Source organism: Actinokineospora inagensis DSM 44258, from assembly GCF_000482865.1.
Taxonomy (GTDB): Bacteria; Actinomycetota; Actinomycetes; order Mycobacteriales; family Pseudonocardiaceae; genus Actinokineospora; species Actinokineospora inagensis.
Map to the genome: position 1 here is coordinate 48120 of NZ_AXWW01000035.1, position 18621 is coordinate 66740.

An 18621-nucleotide genomic window follows, 5' to 3' on the forward strand; every position below is an offset into this window, starting at 1 on the left:
GCATCCGGACCTGGCCCCGGGCGGCCCCCACCCTTCCCGGGGGGCGTCCCCAGGCCCAGTCTACCGGGTGGGCAAGATCGACAGGGGTGGGTGTCGGGGGCTGTGGACAGGCGAGCGGAATGTGGACAACTCGACCCGACGACCTTGGTGTGGAGTGTGGACAACTCGACCCGATCACCTCGATGGCGAACGGCGTGACCACCTGGCGAGACAGGTGATGACCTGGGTGAACAGCGAGTGCGGGTGGTGCATCATCAGCGCCTGACCCACGGCCGCGATGTGCGTAGAACGGCTGCGGCGCCGACATGTCGACCTGGGTGTCGGCACCGCGATCCGGCTGAGCGTGATCCATCCCCAGGCCGGATGAGCGGACGAGTGAGGGCGGAGGGCAGGCCCCTGCTCAAACCGGCCCTCCGCCACTCGATTCAGGACGCGGCGACCCGCAGTTCGCGTGCGGGTGTCGCCTCCTGCGGGGCCAGCAGGCCGCGTCGGGCCAGTTCCGGCCGCACGCCCTCGCCGAACCAGTACGCCTCTTCCAGGTGTGGGTAGCCGGAGAGGACGAACTCGGTGATGCCGACCCCGTGGTATTCCTCGATCAGGTCGGCGACCTCGGTGTGGCTGCCGACCAGGGCGGTGCCCGCGCCGCCGCGGACCAGGCCGATACCGGCCCACAGGTTGGGGTGCACCTCGAGGCCGCGCACGCCCTTGTCCAGCGCGCCCCGGTGCAGTGCCAGCATGCGTTGCTGACCGGTCGACTGGCTGGTCGCCAACTGGGTTTGGGCCGCCGCGACCTGCTCGGGGCTGAGCGCGTCGAGGAGCCGCTGGGCTTCGGCCCAGGCCGCGTCCGGGGTGTCCCGGGAGATGGTGTGCAGGCGGACGCCGAACCGCAGTGGTCGGTCGCCTGCGAGCGCGCGCACTCTGGCGATCTTCTCGGCGACCTGGGCGGGCGGTTCGCCCCAGGTCAGGTAGACGTCGGCGTGTCGGGCGGCGACGGGGAGGGCGGCGTCGGACGAGCCGCCGAAGTAGATGGACGGCAGCGGGTCCGGGGCGGCGAGCGTGGTCGCGCCGACGACCCGCAGGTGGTCGCCGTCGAAGTCGAACGGTTCGCCGGTCCAGGTGCCGCGGACGATGCTGAGGAACTCGTCGGTGCGGGCGTAGCGGGCGTCGTGGTCGTGGAAGTCGCCGAAGCGTTGCTGTTCGACGGCGTCGCCGCCGGTCACGATGTTGAGCAGCAGCCTGCCGCGGGAGATCCGCTGGTGGTGGCGGCCATCTGGGCGGCCAGGGTGGGGGAGATGACGCCGGGGCGGAACGCGACGAGGAACTTGAGCCTGCTGGTCTCGCGGATGAGGGCGGCGGTGATCAGCCAGGCGTCCTCGCAGAAGGTGCCGGTGGGGGTGAGCACGCCGGTGAAGCCGAGTTGTTCGGCGGCGCGGGCGACCTGGGCGAGGTAGTCGATGTCGGGTTCGCGGCGGGCGGAGGACTCGGCGCGGCCCGCGTGGAAGCGCTCGACGATGGTGCGGCCGTCGCCCGAGGTGGGGAGGAACCAGTGCAGGGTGACGCTCATCGTTGGGCTCCTGACTCGGCGACGGCCGCGATGTCGGCGTCGTAGCGGTGGTCGACGAAGTCGGCGAAGGTGAACTTGGCGGGCAGGATCTTGGCCTCGACGAACGCGTCGGCCAGTTTCTGCTCGTCGGCGTTCAGGGTGTCGTCGAGCTTGATCGGGCGGTCCAGGCCGCGCTGGGCCGCCTCCAGCGCGACCTCGGGTTTGAGGCCGGTTTCCTTCGACCAGGCCGCTGCTCGTTCGTCGACGTGGGCTTTGGCGTAGTTGAGCGCTTTGGCGTAGCGGACGACGTAATCGCGCAAAGCGGTGTTCTTGCCCGCGTCTCCCAGGGCCGCCTTACCGGCGACGAGGAAGCTGTAGCCGTTGGCGAGCGAGTCGGGTCCGGCTTCGGTGTTGGGTTTGCCACCGCCGATGGTGCCGGTGCCGTCGACGAGGATCCTGGCTTTGGCGTCTCGTAGTGCCTGCGTGGTGTACGGGTCCCAGATCGACCAGGCGTCCAGCTTGCCCTGGGTGAACGCGGCGTACGCGTCGGAGGGCTGCAGGTAGCTGATGGTGACGTCGCCGGGGTTCAGCTTCGCCGCGCGCAGCACGTTGAGCAGCAGGCCGTGCGCGGAGCTGCCCTTGGCGACGCCGATGGTCTTGCCGCGCAGGTCTTGGAGGCCGCGCAGCGGCGAGCCGTCGGGGACCAACAAGGTGTCGCTGGTGACGTCGCCCTTCTGCGCGGCGACGACGGCGACCTTGGCGTTGGCCGCGGCGGAGAACAGCGGCGGGGTGTTGCCGACGGCGCCGATGTCGATCGCCGCGGCGGACGCGGCCTCCAGCAACGGCGGGCCGGAGGTGAAGGTCGACCACTCGATCTTGTACGGCAGGTCCTTGAGCAGGCCCGCCGCGTCCAGCAGCGACTTCTGGCCGCCCTTCTGGTCACCGACCTTGAGCGTGACCTTGGCCAGGTCGGCGGCGTTGACCGCGGCGGGGACGGACGCCGCCTTGTTCTCCGAGTCGGTGCTGCCGCAGGCGGTCAGAACCAGGGCAGCTACGGCTAAGAGGGGCAGGTTACGCAGTCGCACGGTCGGTCACTCCCAGGTCGCGCAGCACACGGGCGCGGATGTCGATGTGGTCGGACAGTTCTCTCGGTCGCGGGTGTGTGAGGACGTACTCGCTCCCGATACGGCCGTCGTCGAGCACGAGCACCCGGTCGGCCAGCAACAACGCCTCGTCGACGTCGTGGGTCACGAGCAGCACGGCGGGTTTGTGCCGCTGCCACAGGGTTTCCACGAGCCGGTGCATGGCCAGGCGGGTCAACGCGTCGAGCGCCCCGAAGGGTTCGTCGAGCAGCAGGAGGTCGGGTTCGCGGACCAGCGCGCGGGCCAGCGACACCCGCTGGGCCTCGCCGCCGGACAACGTGCGCGGCCAGGCGTCGGCGTGGTCGACCAGCCGGACCTCGGCCAGTGCCGCCAGCGCGGCGTCCCGACCGACCACCGGGTGCAGGCCGAGCACCACGTTGCGCCAGACCCTGCGCCACGGCAGCAACCTGGGCTGCTGGAACGCCACCGAGACCTGACCGTCCACAGTGGCCGATCCGGTGGTGTCGGTGTCCAGTCCCGCCAACACCTTCAGCAAGGTCGACTTGCCGGAGCCGCTGCGCCCCAACAGCGCGACGAACTCCCCCGGCGCGATGTCGAGGTCCAGGTCGCGCAGGACGGTCCGCTCGCCGAACCGCTTGGTCAGCCCGCGCACCGCCACGGTCAGCCCCGCCATCGCAACGCCCTCCGCTCGACGAGCCGCACGATGGCGTCGGTCGCCAGTCCGAGCGCGGCGTAGACGACCAGCCCGACCACGATGACGTCGGTGCGCAGGAACTCCCGGGCGTTGTTGATCAGGTAGCCGAGTCCGCTGCTCGCGTTGACCTGCTCGCCCACGATCAGCGAAAGCCACGCCACACCGAGGGACTGCCGCAACCCGACCAGCGTGCTCGGCAACGCCGACGGCAGCACGACGTGGAACAGCCGCTCCGCGCGGGTGAACCCGAGCGCGGTCGTCGCCTCCACCAACTGGCTGTCGACGCCGCGGATGCCCGCGTGCACGTTGAGGTAGAGCGGGAACGCCACCCCCAGCGCGACCAGGGCGATCTTCGGTTCCTCGCCGATGCCGAACCACAGGATGAACAGCGGGATCAGCCCGAGGAACGGCAGCGTCCGCAGCATCTGGACCGGCGGGTCGACCAGGTGGTTCCCCCACCGCGACAGCCCGGCGACGACACCGAGCCCGAGGCCGACCGCGGCGCCGATCAGGAACCCGATGCCGACGCGGGTGGTGGACACGACGAACGCGTCACCGAGTTCGCCGCTGCGGGCGAGGTCGACGCCCGACCGCAGCACGGTCCACGGCGAGCTGAGCTTGTCGGGTGGCAGGAGTCCGGTGGCGCAGGCGAGCTGCCACAGCACGACTATCGCGAGTGGACTGATCCACCGGCGCAGGTCGGGTGGTTTTCGCCGGTTTCGCTTGGCCGGGACGGGGGACGGGGGCGATTCCGCACGCGCGGGGGCGCCCAGGGCAGAGACGGACACGGTGTCTCCCTGGTGAAGGCGCTACGAGGAGCTGGTTCGCGGGACCGGTCAGGCCGGACAGATCGAACTCGCCTGCCGCCGCAGGTCGACGTGCAGGCGGTGCACCAGTTGGGGGCCGCCGTTCATGTCGATGAGTGTTCGATCCCGCCGGGGTGAAGTCAACGGCCCGGACGCCGCGTCTCGAATCCTGGAAACCGCCTGGTCACCTTTACCGGAATTCGCGCAACAACCTGACGCCTTATTTTCTGTGTGAAAAGAAGAAACCCCCGGAACGAATTGTCCCGGGGGTTTTCGGCCTATTCGACTACGCCATCCGGTGGCGCACGATCGTCTGGTCGCGGCCGGGGCCGACGCCGACCGCGGAAACGCGCGCGCCGGAGAGCTCCTCCAGCCGCTCGACGTAGGCGCGGGCGTTGGCGGGCAGCTCGTCGAAGGTGCGGCACTCGCTGATGTCCTCCCACCAGCCCGGCAGCTCCTCGTAGACCGGGACGGCGTGGTGCACGTCGGTCTGCGTCATCGGCATGTCGTCGACCCGGCGGCCGTCGACCTCGTAGCCGACGCACACCGGCACCGTGTCCAGGCCGGAGAGCACGTCCAGCTTGGTCAGGAAGAAGTCGGTGATGCCGTTGACCCTGGTGGCGTAGCGGGCGATCACCGCGTCGAACCAGCCGGTGCGGCGCAGCCGCTTGGTGGTCACGCCGATCTCGCCGCCGACCTTGCGCAGCCGCTCGCCCATGTCGTCGTCCAACTCGGTCGGGAACGGCCCGGAGCCGACCCGGGTGGTGTACGCCTTGAGGATGCCGATCACCGTGGTGATCCGGGTCGGGCCGATGCCCGAGCCGGCGCAGGCGCCGCCGGAGGTCGGGTTGGACGAGGTGACGAACGGGTAGGTGCCGTGGTCGACGTCGAGCAGGGTGCCCTGCGAGCCCTCCAGCAACACCGTCTCGCCGCGCTCCAGGGCCTGGTTGAGCAGCAGCCGGGTGTCGGCGATGCGGTGGCCGAACCGCTCGGCCGCGGCGAGCACCTCGTCGACGACCTGGTTGGGGTCGAGCGCCTTGCGGTTGTAGATCTTGACCAGCATCTGGTTCTTGACGTCGAGGGCCGCCTCGACCTTCTGCCGGAGGATCTTCTCGTCCAGCAGGTCCTGCACCCGCACGCCGACCCTGGCCACCTTGTCCTGGTAGGCCGGGCCGATGCCGCGGCCGGTGGTACCGATCTTGGACTTGCCCAGGTAGCGCTCGGTGACCTTATCGATGGCCACGTGGTACGGCATGATCAGGTGCGCGTCGGCGGAGATCAGCAGCCGCGAGGTGTCCACCCCGCGTTCCTCCAGTCCGGACAGCTCGGTCAGCAGCACACCAGGGTCCACCACGACGCCGTTGCCGATGACGTTGGTGACCCCGGGGCTGAGGATGCCGGAGGGGATCAGGTGCAGGGCGAACTTCTGGCCGTCCGGCAGCACGACGGTGTGGCCTGCGTTGTTGCCGCCCTGGTAGCGGACGATCCACTGGACGCGGTCGCCGAGCAGGTCGGTCGCCTTGCCCTTGCCCTCGTCGCCCCACTGGGCGCCGATCAGCACGATAGCCGGCATGTGAAACTCCAGGTGTTGACAGTGCGGAACCTGTGGGACACCCGTACCCGGGCGGTCCTCGGGCGAATGCCGGTGATTGAGACTAGACCAGGAGACGACCGTGAGCGCACTCGTGCTGGCCTGCGGAAACGCGACCGCCACCGGCCGCCCGCCGACGCTCACCGAGCGTGACGGGATCACCTGGCGGGCGGTGCCCGCGACCCCCGGCCGAGCGGCCGTCGACCCGCTGCTCAAGGCCGCTGACCAGGACCGGGTGGTGGTGTTCGGCACCGACGCCGACCTCGCCGCGGTCGTACTGCGCGTGCTGCGGCTGGACCGCCTCGCCGACACGCCGATCGGGTTCATCCCGGTCGACCCGGGCGCGTCGGCCGTCCCGCCGCTGTGGGGGCTGCCCCGCGACCAGGGGCGGCTGGTGGACATCGCGCTGGGTGGCGAGATCGACCCGTTCCCGTTGATCCGGGACGACGCGGGCGGTGTCCTGGTCGGACTCGGCGTGATCGAGCAGCCGCAGGGGGTGGCCTACTGCGACGACGCGGTCGCGCTGCGCGGTCGGGCCAAGCGGATAGAGGTCACCCCGGACCCGGACGGCGGCGCGGGCCTGGTGGCCAGGGTGGTGCGCGGCGGTCTGCTCGGCAAGCGGGTCACCGCGGTGGCCGGGCGGGCGTTCCAGATCGGCTGCGTGCGGACCCGGCTGACCCGCGACGGCGAGGTCAAGGACGTGGCGAAGTGGACGTGGTACCGGCACACCGAGGACCTGCGGGTGGCGCGCGGCCTGTTGTGACCGTGCACTGTGGTTGATCGGCTGGGCAGCGGCGGTGTCGCCCGAAGCCGGTTCCGCGGGCTACTGGCACGTGTGAAGCGACGTATGAACCGAATCGCGCTGGTGCTCGCGGCGGTGATCGCGACCGGTGTCGCGGTTGCGCCAGTCAGCGACGCAGCGACCATGGACACGTTCTCCGCCGACCGGGCCACCGTGCGCGACTACCCGGGCAGGCTCGTCCTCGCGAACGCGGCGAAGGGCGACAAGGCGGAACTGACGGCCCACTGCGGCGACTGGGTGCGGGTCAGGGTGACGGCCGCGCACACCATGGCCACCCCGGTCGGCTGGGTGCTGCGCGGCAACCTCACCAAGGCGGCGCAGGCGGGCGGGCTCGACAGCGTCCCGGAGCAGTGCGGCACCGACGGCGACCGCTGGCGGGACTGGGTGGGGGCCATCAACGCGCCGTTCCACTCCCTGCGGAAGACGACCGTCGACGGAGTGACCGGCTGGCGGCGAATCACCTTCGGCACCGGCGTCAAGCTCGCGGCGGGCTGCGTCCCGAGCCTCAACTACACCCGCGTCGGCACCGGGCCGGACGTGGTGGACCCGACGCAGCAGGTCACCGATCTCGATCTCGGCCAGGTGTCCTACCGGTACGTGACCACGGACGGCGCCGTGGCGTTGGTTAGCGCGCCCCGCTCCGGTAGCTCCTACGGGGTCTGGGCGTTTGTCCCGTCCACGTGTCTTGTCCCGAAGGGACGCGCGACGGTCTACTTCAACGAGCCGGTCGTGCAGGTCACGACCCTGGACGGGCTCAAAACCGGGGTGCAATACCCGGACGGCAGCGTCCGCAAGCGCGGGTGCTCGGCGGCCGTAGCCAGCCCCTCTTACCCCAGTTTCGGCTACTGGCCCGACCCCCAGCCCGAAAACCGCCCCGCGTGCCCGGTGTAACCCAGACCTTTCACCGTCCGTTATGAGCCAGTCACTTTCAGGTGCATGATCGGCCATCTGGCGGCCCCACGGTGAGGGACCGCCTTCCCCGCTACCCGGAGGAACGATGACGACCAAGACCCGCGTTGCGGCGTTGCTCGCCGCGTTGATCGGGGTGTTCGCCCTCGCCAGCCCGGCGGGAGCCACCCCGCCCGGCATCCCGAGCGTCAGCACCGCCCGCTCGGAACTGTCCGCGCTCACCGTGCGCGCCGACGGCTCGATGACCGGCTACTCGCGGGACAAGTTCCCGCACTGGATCACCATCTCGGGGGCCTGCGACACCCGGGAGACCGTCCTCAAGCGCGACGGCAGCGGCGTGGTCACCAACTCGTCCTGCGCGGCCACCTCGGGCGCCTGGTACAGCCCCTACGACGGCGCCACCTGGCACGCCGCCTCCGATGTGGACATCGACCACGTCGTCCCCCTCGCCGCCGCCTGGCGCTCCGGCGCGTCCGGCTGGTCCACCGCGCAGCGGCAGGCGTTCGCCAACGACCTGACCCACCCGCAACTGATCGCCGTCACCGACAACGTCAACCAGGCCAAGGGCGACAAGGGCCCGGAGAGCTGGAAGCCGCCGCTCACCGGTTACTGGTGCACCTACGCCAAGATGTGGACGCAGGTGAAGTACACCTACAACCTCACCGTGAACTCGTCGGAGAAGTCGGCCCTGTCGTCGATGCTCGACGGCTGCTGACCCTTTGCGCCGAAACGTCCGGTTCTCCCCGAACCGGACGTTTCGGCGACCTGCACCGCGAACGAACAACCCCCGCGGCCGCTTTGTCCACTGTGGCCATAGCCGTACACTTCCCCGGGCTCGGCTCACATCCTGGGGGATACACCGTGGCTTTACGCGACGACGACGGCGACATCTTCGACCACCCGGACCTACGGAACCCGACGTGGCTGGCGCGCGTTGAAAAGGACGCCAAGAAAGCCGCCAGAAAAGCCCGACCGCCACGCGTCCGAAAACGCAAGTCGCGTCCGCGCGAGCCCCGACCGCGGCGGTTCTCGACCACCACGCGAATCGGCCTGATCATCACCAGCGCACTGGTCGTCGTGTCGGCCGCGACCTACCTGCCCAAGCTGTGGACCAAACACGACCACACGACGGCCACGACGGCGGATCTCGCTTTCCGGGTCGACATGACCCACCCCTTCGAAAACACCCCCGCATCGGGCTGGAGCGACGGGGCCGCCGGGATCGTCACCCCCATCGCGACACCACTGCGCGGCCACAGCGCCAAAGAGGTCCAAGACGCCTTCGACCGCACCAAAGCGGTAGTCATCGCGTCCCGGCTCGACCCCGACGTCATCGAACGCGGTGACCTCACCAAGGCAACAACGCTGTTGTCCGCCTACAGCAAGCGATTCCTCGACGAGGACCCGCACTCGCGGTCGAGTTGGGTCACCAAGATCGCCAACGAGTACCCGCTGCTGCCGGTGCGACCGAAGGTGTCCGGCCGGATGTGGGCCGACATCGACAACACCGGCAACATCTTGATCCACACCGACTACGTCGTCGCCTACGCGTTCGCCATCGACGACCCGAGCCGGATTCGCGGCCCCTTCGACATCGTCGCCGTCGAACGGCACGCCGCCGACTACGTCCACTACACCGATCCCAAGTGGGACGCCGACACCCTCGGTATCCGACTCAGCCATGCCGACGGCTACCGCTACTCGATGTCCTGCACGGCCGCCGATCGCGGCGAACTGGCACCCGCCTACAGCGACCACAGCCACGACCCGGCAGGCGACCTCGCGGGACCTGAGCGCTACCTCGACCCGAACTCCTCCCTGCAGGTCCCCGACGACTGCCACTAGGCGATCGGTCAGCGGAGGCCGAGTTCGCTCGGGGCGGTGGGGTCGGAGTCGGCGAGGAAGGTGGAGCAGCGGGTGTATTCCTCGGTGTCGCCGATGGTGTGGGCGGCCTTGGCGAGGGCGGCGAGTGCGCGCAGGAAGCCCTGGTTGGGGCGGTGCGACCAGGGGATGGGGCCGAAGCCCTTCCAGCCGGAGCGGCGGAGTTGGTCGAGGCCGCGGTGGTAGCCGGTGCGGGCGTAGGCGTAGGCGGCGATGGGGTCGCCCGCGGCGAGGGCGCGTTCGGCCAGGGCGGCCCATGCCTCGCTGAAGTCGGGCCACCGGGTGGCGACGTCGACCGGGTCGGTGCCCTCGGCCAGGGCGGTCTGCGGCTCGGCGCGGTCGGGCAGCAGGGTGGGCTCGGGGCCGAGGAGGTTCTGGTTCATGTCCGCCATCCTGCCGTACCGGCTGCGACCTCCGGCGCAAGCACCGTCATCATGGGGAACGTGAATCAGATCGCCCCCGTCGGTGCTTTCTTCCGGCAGCACTGGACGCGCGGTGCCGCGGGCCGCGAGACCCCCGAGTGGGTGTGGCGCTTCGCCTACCGCACGTGGCTGGTCGCGCTGGTGTTCAAGCTGCTCGGCTCTTCCTGGGACGAGTCGTGGCACTTCCGGTTCCTGCGCGACGACCTCGCCCCGCCGCACCTGATCAACACGGTGGGGACGGGGATCGCGATCGTGCTGGTCGCGATCCACACGTACACCGGGATGGCGGGGACCAGGCGGTCGATCCGGCTGGTCCAGGCCGGGATCTGCGTGTTCCTCGTCGCGGCGCCGCTGGATGTGATCAACCACCGGGTCAACGGGCTGGACCTCACCGCGTGGAGCCCGTCGCACGCGCTGCTCTACCTGGGGACCGCGCTGATGATCGCGGGCTTGATCGACGGGTGGGTGGCCGGGCCGCGGACCACACCGGTGCTGGTCGCGCTCTGGGTCTTCTTCCTGGAGAACACCGTTTTCCCGAACGGGCAGCAGGAGTACGGCGCGCTGGAGATGAAGTCGTGCCTGCCGCACGGGGTGCTCGACCCGCAGAGTTGTTACGCCGAAAGAGAACTGCTCGAGTTCGCCGCCCGGCAGATCGGTCGACCGGTGGACTACCAGGCCATCGAGCATTTCGCGTTGCCCATCCCGGCGTGGGTCTACCCGCTCTGGGGCATCGGCGCGGCGGCGCTCGTGCTCGCCGTGGCCGCCAAGACGATCCGCAAACCGTGGGCGGCCACCGCTGTCGCGGGCGGGTACGTGGCCTACCGGGCGGTCATCTGGCCACTACTGGTGGCGGCGCACTTCCCACCGTCCACTGTGCCGTTCTACCTGCTGTTCGTCGGGCTCGCCGTGGACGTCGCCCGGCGGTTGCCGCGTCCTGTCGAGGCGGTCGTGGGCGCGGTCCTGGTCACCGCGCTCGGTTACGGCGCCCTGTACCTGCAGAAGACCTTCGTCGGTGCCCCGCCGGTCGCCTGGTGGTCGGCGCCGATCGCGCTCGGCGCGGTCGGTCTACTGTGGTCTCTCGGTCGTCCACTCAGTCGACGGCTGACATGAAAAGGCCCTCTCCCCGGCGCACCGGCGGAGAGGGCCCCTGGGATCAACCCGCGATCATGCGGCCCGCGGACTTCAGGTGCTCGCACGCCTGCGTGATGCGGGCGGCCATCGCCTGCTCGGCGACCTTCAGGTAGCTGCGCGGGTCGTACACCTTCTTGTTGCCGACCTCACCGTCCACCTTGAGCACACCGTCGTAGTTGCTGAACATGTGCCCGACGATCGGCCGGGTGAACGCGTACTGCGTGTCCGTGTCGATGTTCATCTTGATGACGCCGTAGGAGACCGCCTCGTGGATCTCCTCCAGCAGCGAGCCGGACCCGCCGTGGAAGACCAGGTCGAACGGCTTGGCGCCACTGGGGAGACCGAGCTTCTCGGCGACGACGTCCTGGCCCTGCTTGAGGATCTCCGGGCGCAGCTTGACGTTGCCGGGCTTGTACACGCCGTGCACGTTGCCGAAGGTCGCGGCCAGCAGGTAGCGGCCCTTCTCGCCGGTGCCGAGCGCGTCGACCGTCTTGAGGTAGTCCTCGGCGGAGGTGTACAGCTTGTCGTTGATCTCGTTGGCGACGCCGTCCTCCTCGCCGCCGACGACACCGACCTCGATCTCCAGCACGATCTTCGCGGCGGCGGCCCTGGCCAGCAGCTCGCTCGCGATCTGCAGGTTCTCGTCCAGCGGAACGGCGGAGCCGTCCCACATGTGCGACTGGAACAGCGGGTTGCCGCCCCGGTCGACGCGCTCCTGGCTGATGGCCAGCAGCGGGCGGACGTAGCCGTCGAGCTTGTCCTTCGGGCAGTGGTCGGTGTGCAGCGCGACGTTCACCGGGTACTTGGCGGCGACGACGTGCGCGAACTCGGCGAGCCCGACCGCGCCGGTGACCATGTCCTTGACCTTGGTGCCGGAGGCGAACTCGGCGCCGCCGGTCGAGACCTGGATGATCCCGTCGCTCTCGGCCTCGGCGAAGCCGCGCAGCGCGGCGTTCAGGGTCTCCGACGAGGTCACGTTGATGGCGGGGTAAGCGAACTCGTTCGCCTTGGCCCGGTCCAGCATCTCCGCGTAGACCTCGGGTGTGGCGATGGGCATCGTGCTCCTCCTCGGGGTGGCCTGCGCCGTTCTGGCGCATCCTACGAGCAGCAGCGGCCGCGCGTGTTGGGCAGACTGGCCGCATGGCCACTGCAACCTGGAACGGCGAGGTCGTCGCGGAGAGCGACGACACCGTCATCGTCGAGAACAACCACTACTTCCCGATCGACTCGGTGCACCAGCAGTTCCTGCGCCCGTCGGAGACCACGTCCGTCTGCCCGTGGAAGGGGACAGCGAACTACTACTCGTTGCACGTCAACGGCGAGGACAACGTGGACGCGGTCTGGTTCTACGCCGAACCGAAGCCGGAGGCGGCGCAGATCAAGGACCGGGTGGCGTTCTGGAAGGGTGTCGAGGTCACCGGCTGATCCGGTTAGTTCGGTGACTGGCGAACCTCGGCGCGGTAGGTTCGCGGTATGACGAGAATCGGCAGTACCGACCTTGAGGTGTACCCGCTGAACCTGGGCACGAACGTGTTCGGGTGGACCGCTTCGAGGGACGCGTCGTTCGCGGTGCTGGACGCGTACGCGGCGGCGGGCGGCAACTTCGTCGACACGGCCGACATGTATTCCCAGTGGGCGCCGGGCAACTCCGGCGGCGAGTCGGAGACGATCATCGGCGAGTGGCTGGCCGCGCGCGGCAAGCGCGACCAGTTCGTGGTGGCGACGAAGCTGTCCGCCCTCGAGGGTTTCAAGGGCCTCTCCGCGGCCAACGTCAAGGCGGCCGCGGAGGGCTCCCTCCGGCGGCTCGGCACCGACCACATCGACCTGTACTACGCGCACTACGACGACGAGGACACGCCGATCGAGGAGACGCTGGCGGCGTTCGACGAGCTCGTCCGCGCGGGCAAGGTGCGCTACATCGCCGCGTCGAACCTGTCGGCCAAGCGGGTCGAGGAGTCGTTGGCGATCTCCGACCGGGAGGGGTTCGCCCGGTACGTGGCGCTGCAGCCGCACTACAGCCTGATCGAGCGGTCGGGCTACGAGGACGAGTACGCGGCGTTGGTGGCGCGGGAGAACCTGGGCGTCCTGCCGTACTGGTCGCTGGCGAAGGGCTTCCTCACCGGCAAGTACCGCGACGGCGGCCCGACCGTCGACAGCCCCCGCGCGGGTGCGGCCGCCCAGTACCTCGATGACCGCGGTCGTCGGGTGTTGGCCGCGCTGGACGAGGTCTCGGCGGCGCACTCGACCACCGTTGCCGCTGTCGCGTTGGCTTGGCTGACGGCGCAACCGAACGTCGTCGCTCCCATCGCGAGCGCGCGCTCCACCGAGCAACTGGCCGACCTGCTCCCGGCGGCCGAACTCGCTCTTACCGCCGACGAGGTCGCGAAGCTGACGGCCGCATCGGAGTAGTTGTCACCGATGGCGGGCTGGGTCTAGTCGAAAGGCGTCGTAGGCGTCGAAAGGCGGCGAAGGCTCAGTCCGCCATCGACGTTCGGTGGCCCAGTACTTCGAGCAGGTGGCGGGCCGCCGCGATGACCGCCGGGTCCTCGCCCGCGCCCGCGGCCACCAGGGTGGCGGTGATGTCGGCCCGCTGCTCGGGTACCTGCACGTCCTCGGCGACCTCGGCGTCGATCACCTCGTCGTCGTCGCGCCGGTGCAGCACGCGGCGGACCTCGGCGGTCAGCGCGGTGTACCCGTCGGCGGCGGCCGCGGGCACCGGGCTGCCGGACACGGTCGCGGCGGCCCCGGCGAGCAACGCGGTCACGACGAGGTCCACGGTCACGAACGGCTCCTCTGCGGTTACCCAGGCGCCACGGAGCGTGGCTGGCCCTCATCACATCGACGGACCCCGGCCGTGGGTTACCGGCATGTCGAAAACCTGTTACTCGCGGTAGCTTACCGCCGGTAAGTTGAGGTACGGTGCGCTCCTGAGCTGCTGTTTGGGAGGGCACCGATGGGCATCACCAACCTGCTGACCCGCGAGCGGGCCGTCGACGGGAAGGTCGTCGTGATCACCGGGGCCGCCCGGGGCCTCGGCGCGGGTCTTGCCCGCCGACTGGCCGCGCGGGGCGCGAAGCTCGCCCTGGTCGGGCTGGAGCCTGCGGAGTTGGCCGAGGTCGCCGCCGACTGCGCGGACGCGGCCGTGTTCGAGGCCGACGTGACCGACTGGGCCGACCTGGAGACCGCCGTGCAGGGCGTGGTCGAGCGGTTCGGCGGCATCGACATCGTGATCGCCAACGCGGGCATCGCGGCGGCGGGCTTCGTCCGGTCGATCGACCCGGCCGCCTTCGAGCGCACCATCGAGGTCGACCTGCTCGGGGTCTGGCGCACCACCCGGGTGACGCTGCCCCACCTGATCGAGCGACGCGGCTACCTGCTGGTCGTCTCGTCGATGGCCGCGATCGCGCACGCGCCCGCGATGGCCGCCTACGCCGCCGCCAAGGCCGGGGTGGAGGCGTTCAGCAACAGCCTGCGCGCGGAGGTCCGGCACCTCGGGGTCCGGGTCGGCGTGGCGCACCCGAGTTGGATCGCGACCGACCTGGTCAACGCCGCCGACGAGCACCCGGTGTTCGGCCCGCTGCGGGCGAGCATGCCCGGCCCGATCGGCCGGACCTACCCGGTGCCGGTCGCGCTGGACGCCCTGGAGAAGGGCGTGCTGCGCCGCGACCGCACGGTGCACGTGCCCGGCTGGGTCGGCGCGCTCAAGCTGGTGCGCGCGTTCCTGCCGCCGGTGATCGAGATCGGCGCCCGGTTGACCGGGAACCTGGTGGCCAGGGCCGACAAGGCGGCCCTGGCCGACATCGCCGCGCGCGGCGCCGACGTCTCGTCCCGGCCGGTCGGCGCGGGCGGGGCGGCGGCGATGCGCGGCCGGTAGCCGGTGGCCAGTGGCTAGGCGAGCGCGGCGGGCTGCCCGAGGACGATCTTCCACTCGCGGATCACGCGCTCGGCGGCCACGCCGTCGACGGTGTACGGGTCGACCGCGAGCAGGGCGTCCAACTCGGCCCGGTCGGCCGCCTTGATGACCAGGAAACCGCCGGAGTCGTCCGCCCACGGGCCCGCGGCCAGCACCTGGCCGGTCTCGACCATGGACTGCAGGTAGTCGCGGTGCTGGGGCCGGACGGCGGCGAGCAGGTCGGCGTCCTCGACGTAACGGGTGTCCACGGTGAACCAGGTCATGCCGCCATCATCGCAAAGCGCAGGTCGGGCGATGTCCCCCCGGGTGGTGGGCGGGTAAGGTCACCCCGTGGCAGGGGATGACATCCAGGCGGCCGGACCTGCGGGGGCAAGCCCCGGCGGTGCCGAGCAGGCCGAGCGAACGGTCGAGCAGACGCTGACCCGGCTGCGGGCGATCGATCTCAAGAGCGCGCCGCCTCCGCAGCCCGAGGCGCCGTTGACCTTGGAGGACCTGTACCGGACGCACCGGATGCGGTTGGTCCGGCTGGCGCTGCTGCTGGTCGACGAGCCCGCGACGGCCGAGGACGTGGTGCAGGAGGCGTTCACCGGGCTGCACCGCAACTGGGGTGGTCTGCGCGACTCGGCGGCCGCGGTCGGCTACCTGCGGACGGCGGTGGTGAACGGTTCACGCAGTGTTTTGCGCAGGCGCAAGACCGCTCGCGAGTACACGCCGCCGCACGCGGTCAACGCGCGGTCGGCGGAGAGCCTTGCCATGCTGACGGCGGAGCACCAGAGCGTCGTGCGGGCGCTGTCGCAGTTGCCGCCGCGCCAGCGCGAGGTGTTGGTGCTGCGCTACTACGGAAACCTGACGGAGGCGGAGATCGCCGAGGCGGCGGGCATCTCCAAGGGCACCGTGAAGTCGACGGCGAGCCGGGCGTTGGAGGCGCTGCAGAAGATCATGAACACGCCGTAGGCGTACTCCTACTGGGCGAAGTTGGTTTAGACCATTGCGGTATAGACCAATACACTGCCACTGTGCACTGTCGCGTGCACGGACGCTCGGAGGACCAGCAAATGGCAGGACGGCTCATCGCAGGAGGCAGACTCGTCACCGCGGAAGGGGTGGTCGACGACGGCTGGCTGCTCGTCGACGACGGCTACATCTCCGCCCTGGGCACCGGTGAGCGTCCGCGCGCCGACGAGACGGTCGACGTCGGCGGCGCCTGGGTGGTCCCCGGGTTCGTCGACATCCACTGCCACGGCGGCGGTGGCGAGCCGTTCATGAGCACCGACCCGGCCAGGGCCAGGGTCGCCGCCGACACGCACGCCCGCCGGGGCACCACGACCATGCTGGCCAGCCTGGTCTCCCGACCGGTCGACGAACTGGTCAACCAGATCGCCGCGCTGCGCGAACTCGTCGAAGAGGGCCTGCTCGCGGGCGTCCACCTGGAGGGTCCGTTCCTGTCCGCGGCCCGCTGCGGCGCGCACGACCCCGCCATCCTGCGCGCGCCGGACACCGACGCGGTCGGCAAACTGCTCGCCGCCGGGCGCGGCGCGGTCCGGATGGTCACCCTGGCGCCGGAGCTGGACAACTCGGTCAACGCGGTCCGGCAGTTGGTCGACGAGGGCAGCATCGCGGCCATCGGGCACACCGACGCCACCGAGGCCCAGGTCATGCCCGCGGTCGAGGCGGGCGCCACGGTCGCCACGCACCTGTTCAACGGGATGCGCCCGCTGCACCACCGCGAGCCCGGCCCGATCGGCGCCCTGCTCGACGACGAGCGGGTGACCGTCGAGCTGATCTGCGACCTGGTGCACCTGAGCCCCACCATCGTCCGGCTGGCCGCCCGGCACGCGGGTCTCGGCCGCACCGTGCTGGTCACCGACGCCATCGCGGCCGCCGGGGTCGGCGACGGCAGCTACGACATCGGCGGCCTTGAGGTCGTGGTCAAGGACGGCGTGCCGACGCTGGCGGGCGGGACCTCGCTGGCGGGCAGCACGCTCACCATGGACGTCGCCTTCCGCAACCTCGTGCACGGCTGCGGTCTGTCCGTCCCGGAGGCCGTCGCGGCCACCTCGACCCGGCCCGCCGCGCTGCTCGGCCTCACCGACACCACCGGCAAGCTCGCCAAGGGCCTCGCCGCCGACCTCGTCGTGCTGGACGGGGGCCTGCACGTCACCTCGGTCATGCGCCGGGGCGGCTGGGTGGGTTAGCGTCCTGGACATGACGGCCGACCCGGAACGCCTGCTCGCCGACGCGTTGCGCGCGCAGGCGGCCCGGACGCCGGTCCCGGACCGGGTGGTCGAGCCGGACCTCGCCGAGGAGACGGTCTACCTCGGGGAGCGCCCGACGCGGGTCGAGCAGGACCTGCCGCCCCGGGCGTGGTGGGTGCTGGGTCTGGCCCTGCTGCTCGGCCTCGCCGCGGGCGCGTTGGTCGGCTTCCTGACCCTGATCCACTAGCTTGATCCACCGGGGCTGCGGCTGGTGACCGGCGCCACCCGGTAGGCGCGCCCGGCGGCCCCTGGTCACCGGGGGCCCCTGTACCTTGGCCCGGTGCGCGCCGACATCACGACCATGGGCCTGCTGCCGAGCTGGCTGGACGCCGAGGTCATCCTCAACAGCCTCGGGCCGTGGCTGCTGCCGATCCTGTGCCTGATCATCTTCGCCGAGTGCGGGCTGCTGCTCGGTTTCTTCCTGCCCGGTGACTCGCTGCTGTTCACGGCGGGCCTGTTCGCGGCGACGGGGAAGCTCTCGGCGCCGATGTGGGCCGTGCTGGTGCTGCTGACCGTGTGCGCGTTCCTCGGCAACGTGGTCGGCTACTACATCGGCTACAAGGTCGGTCCCGCGTTGTTCAGCAAGCCCGACTCCAAGCTGTTCAAGCGGGAGCACGTGGTCAAGACGCACGAGTTCTTCGACAAGTACGGGCCGCGGGCGATCGTGCTCGCCCGGTTCGTGCCGATCGTGCGGACGTTCATCACCGCGGTCGCGGGCGTCGGCCGGATGGACCGCAAGAAGTTCTTCACCTACTCGGCCATCGGCGCGGTCCTGTGGGTGTGCGGGGTGACGGTGCTGGGCTACTTCCTGGGCCAGGTGGAGTTCATCCACAAGAACCTGGAAGCGATGCTGGTCGTCATCGTGCTGGTGTCGGTGCTGCCGATCGTCATCGAGTTCGTCCGGGCCCGCCGCGAGCGCAGGTCAGCGGGCCCGTCGGGTCGCTGATCCTCAGGCGGCCGCCCAGATCTGGTGGGCGGCGGTGACGGCGGCGGCCTGGTACGCGGGCAGCAACCTGCCCTCCACCACGACCTCCACCGGCCACTTCTCCTGGCGGGTCACCCACAGCCGGGACGTGATGGCGCTGTGCGCGCGCAACTCGTCCGACCCGGGTACCACCTGCACCAGGTAGACCCACGTGGCCGGGTTCGCGGCCTCGGGCAGCGGTTCCCGCCACGCCCGGCGCACCCGGCGGCCACCGGAGGCGGCGGCCTCGCCCGCGATCACCCGGTCGGCGCCGGACGGGTCGGGGGCGTCGGCGGGCCCGGTGGGGCTGAACCGGTACGCGGGCGGCGGCGCGGTGTCCACCGCCGTCAACTCGGTGAGCTCGGGGTCCTGCGGGTCGTCGAGCAGGGTGCGGATCAGCTCGGTCTCCTCCGCGGTGACGCCGACCCCCTCGTGCCGCAGGTTCAGCAGCAGCGCCGCCCGCGCCAACTCGTCCTCGCCCGCGAACAGTTGCGACTGCACGACCCCGATCACGTCGTCGGAGAGCCTGCCCGCGAGCCGTCGGCACACCTCCGCCGCGGTGGTGTACTGCACCTGGTCCATCGTCACCGTCACTTCTCCTGGTGGG

At 70.5% G+C, this 18621-nt stretch carries 21 protein-coding genes and 1 pseudogene; 12 read left to right on the forward strand and 10 right to left on the reverse strand.

Annotated features, from left to right (window positions below):
- Positions 1-425: 425 nt before the first annotated feature.
- The 5 genes and pseudogenes from H504_RS35305 to H504_RS0115175 form a co-directional block, all read right to left on the reverse strand.
- A pseudogene (locus H504_RS35305) lies at positions 426-1564 on the reverse strand (LLM class flavin-dependent oxidoreductase).
- Positions 1561-2628, reverse strand: coding sequence for an ABC transporter substrate-binding protein (locus H504_RS0115160; protein WP_026423447.1), 1068 nt, complete (start codon positions 2626-2628; stop codon positions 1561-1563). Before H504_RS0115160 ends, H504_RS35305 begins: the two are co-directional and overlap by 4 nt.
- A complete protein-coding gene (locus H504_RS0115165) occupies positions 2615-3319 on the reverse strand; it encodes an ABC transporter ATP-binding protein (RefSeq protein WP_026423448.1) in 705 nt (234 codons plus the stop codon). Before H504_RS0115165 ends, H504_RS0115160 begins: the two co-directional genes overlap by 14 nt.
- Positions 3307-4128: an ABC transporter permease gene (locus H504_RS0115170; protein ID WP_026423449.1), complete on the reverse strand. Its 822-nt coding sequence runs from the start codon at positions 4126-4128 to the stop codon at positions 3307-3309. Before H504_RS0115170 ends, H504_RS0115165 begins: the two co-directional genes overlap by 13 nt.
- A gap of 304 nt (positions 4129-4432) precedes the next feature.
- Complete coding sequence (locus H504_RS0115175; RefSeq protein WP_026423450.1) at positions 4433-5719, reverse strand: adenylosuccinate synthase; 1287 nt, start codon at positions 5717-5719, stop codon at positions 4433-4435.
- A 100-nt stretch (positions 5720-5819) separates the two neighbouring features.
- Between H504_RS0115175 and H504_RS0115180 the strand changes: the two genes are divergently transcribed.
- The 4 genes from H504_RS0115180 to H504_RS0115195 all read left to right on the forward strand — a co-directional run bounded on the left by H504_RS0115180 (position 5820) and on the right by H504_RS0115195 (position 9293).
- The gene (locus tag H504_RS0115180; RefSeq protein WP_026423451.1) at positions 5820-6500 is read left to right on the forward strand and encodes a hypothetical protein; all 681 of its coding nucleotides are present in this window, start codon (positions 5820-5822) and stop codon (positions 6498-6500) included.
- Between the two features lie 84 nt (positions 6501-6584).
- Positions 6585-7430 (forward strand): hypothetical protein, encoded by an 846-nt coding sequence (locus tag H504_RS0115185; protein WP_026423452.1) that lies wholly within the window; start codon positions 6585-6587, stop codon positions 7428-7430.
- Between the two features lie 106 nt (positions 7431-7536).
- Positions 7537-8163, forward strand: a complete 627-nt coding sequence (locus tag H504_RS0115190) for an HNH endonuclease family protein (protein ID WP_026423453.1) — start codon at positions 7537-7539, stop codon at positions 8161-8163.
- 146 nt (positions 8164-8309) lie between these two features.
- A complete protein-coding gene (locus tag H504_RS0115195; protein ID WP_026423454.1) occupies positions 8310-9293 on the forward strand; it encodes a hypothetical protein in 984 nt (327 codons plus the stop codon).
- Between the two features lie 8 nt (positions 9294-9301).
- Here the strand turns inward: H504_RS0115195 and H504_RS0115200 are convergent, their stop codons facing one another.
- The gene (locus H504_RS0115200; RefSeq protein ID WP_026423491.1) at positions 9302-9712 is read right to left on the reverse strand and encodes a DUF3151 domain-containing protein; all 411 of its coding nucleotides are present in this window, start codon (positions 9710-9712) and stop codon (positions 9302-9304) included.
- Positions 9713-9763: 51 nt separating this feature from the next.
- On the opposite strand from H504_RS0115200, the gene H504_RS0115205 reads away from it, so the two are divergent.
- The gene (locus H504_RS0115205; RefSeq protein ID WP_035304451.1) at positions 9764-10861 is read left to right on the forward strand and encodes a hypothetical protein; all 1098 of its coding nucleotides are present in this window, start codon (positions 9764-9766) and stop codon (positions 10859-10861) included.
- Between the two features lie 43 nt (positions 10862-10904).
- Here the strand turns inward: H504_RS0115205 and fbaA are convergent, their stop codons facing one another.
- The gene (gene fbaA / locus H504_RS0115210) at positions 10905-11939 is read right to left on the reverse strand and encodes a class II fructose-bisphosphate aldolase (RefSeq protein ID WP_026423456.1); all 1035 of its coding nucleotides are present in this window, start codon (positions 11937-11939) and stop codon (positions 10905-10907) included.
- A gap of 83 nt (positions 11940-12022) precedes the next feature.
- Here fbaA and H504_RS0115215 point away from each other — a divergent pair, with 83 nt between their 5' ends.
- Positions 12023-12307: a DUF427 domain-containing protein gene (locus H504_RS0115215; protein ID WP_026423457.1), complete on the forward strand. Its 285-nt coding sequence runs from the start codon at positions 12023-12025 to the stop codon at positions 12305-12307.
- A gap of 48 nt (positions 12308-12355) precedes the next feature.
- A complete protein-coding gene (locus H504_RS0115220; protein WP_026423458.1) occupies positions 12356-13291 on the forward strand; it encodes an aldo/keto reductase in 936 nt (311 codons plus the stop codon).
- A gap of 64 nt (positions 13292-13355) precedes the next feature.
- Here H504_RS0115220 and H504_RS0115225 read toward each other — a convergent pair whose 3' ends face one another.
- Positions 13356-13664, reverse strand: a complete 309-nt coding sequence (locus H504_RS0115225; RefSeq protein WP_026423459.1) for a hypothetical protein — start codon at positions 13662-13664, stop codon at positions 13356-13358.
- 171 nt (positions 13665-13835) lie between these two features.
- On the opposite strand from H504_RS0115225, the gene H504_RS0115230 reads away from it, so the two are divergent.
- Positions 13836-14756 carry a short-chain dehydrogenase/reductase gene (locus H504_RS0115230; RefSeq protein ID WP_026423460.1) on the forward strand — a complete coding sequence of 307 codons (921 nt, stop codon included), beginning with the start codon at positions 13836-13838 and terminating at the stop codon, positions 14754-14756.
- A gap of 14 nt (positions 14757-14770) precedes the next feature.
- Here H504_RS0115230 and H504_RS0115235 read toward each other — a convergent pair whose 3' ends face one another.
- Complete coding sequence (locus H504_RS0115235; RefSeq protein WP_026423461.1) at positions 14771-15058, reverse strand: YciI family protein; 288 nt, start codon at positions 15056-15058, stop codon at positions 14771-14773.
- 82 nt (positions 15059-15140) lie between these two features.
- Between H504_RS0115235 and H504_RS0115240 the strand changes: the two genes are divergently transcribed.
- The 4 genes from H504_RS0115240 to H504_RS0115255 all read left to right on the forward strand — a co-directional run bounded on the left by H504_RS0115240 (position 15141) and on the right by H504_RS0115255 (position 17996).
- On the forward strand, positions 15141-15749 hold the full coding sequence (locus H504_RS0115240; protein WP_051385904.1) for a SigE family RNA polymerase sigma factor: 609 nt from the start codon (positions 15141-15143) through the stop codon (positions 15747-15749).
- Positions 15750-15850: 101 nt separating this feature from the next.
- Entirely contained in the window at positions 15851-16990 is a 1140-nt protein-coding gene (nagA, locus tag H504_RS0115245) for an N-acetylglucosamine-6-phosphate deacetylase (protein ID WP_026423463.1), read from the forward strand.
- A gap of 10 nt (positions 16991-17000) precedes the next feature.
- Positions 17001-17237 (forward strand): hypothetical protein, encoded by a 237-nt coding sequence (locus tag H504_RS0115250; RefSeq protein WP_026423464.1) that lies wholly within the window; start codon positions 17001-17003, stop codon positions 17235-17237.
- 114 nt (positions 17238-17351) lie between these two features.
- Complete coding sequence (locus H504_RS0115255; RefSeq protein ID WP_051385905.1) at positions 17352-17996, forward strand: DedA family protein; 645 nt, start codon at positions 17352-17354, stop codon at positions 17994-17996.
- 3 nt (positions 17997-17999) lie between these two features.
- Here H504_RS0115255 and H504_RS0115260 read toward each other — a convergent pair whose 3' ends face one another.
- Positions 18000-18596: a hypothetical protein gene (locus tag H504_RS0115260; RefSeq protein ID WP_026423466.1), complete on the reverse strand. Its 597-nt coding sequence runs from the start codon at positions 18594-18596 to the stop codon at positions 18000-18002.
- Between the last annotated feature and the right edge of the window lie 25 nt (positions 18597-18621).